Source organism: Shewanella sp. AS16 (assembly GCF_021412365.1).
Lineage (GTDB): Bacteria > Pseudomonadota > Gammaproteobacteria > Enterobacterales > Shewanellaceae > Shewanella > Shewanella salipaludis.
In genome coordinates this window covers 1-255 of sequence record NZ_JAKCLK010000496.1, presented here as the reverse complement: position 1 = coordinate 255, position 255 = coordinate 1, and the positions used below count along the sequence as shown (strand labels likewise).

Here is a 255-nt window from a genome sequence, read left to right as displayed (position 1 = left end):
ATCGGCGCGATTGCGTTTCACTTCTGAGTTCGGGATGGGATCAGGTGGTGCCACAATGCTATGGTTTCCAGACAAAACTGCTTAATCGTGTCTTCGACACAATTAATAATTCGGAAAGCTGATTTGCTTTGAGTTCAAGTACATGGAGGTACTTGATGTCATAAATGCCTGGAGCATTTTATGACCCACTTTATCAAGCGCTTGTATTCTATCTAAGGTTCAGTAAAACCCATCTGGGTTGTATGGTTAAGCCTC

General features: G+C 42.7%; 1 rRNA gene. It reads right to left on the bottom strand.

Going from position 1 to position 255, the window contains the following annotated elements:
- Positions 1-72, bottom strand: a 5S ribosomal RNA gene (gene rrf, locus LZP73_RS21250); the annotation flags it as partial.
- Between the last annotated feature and the right edge of the window lie 183 nt (positions 73-255).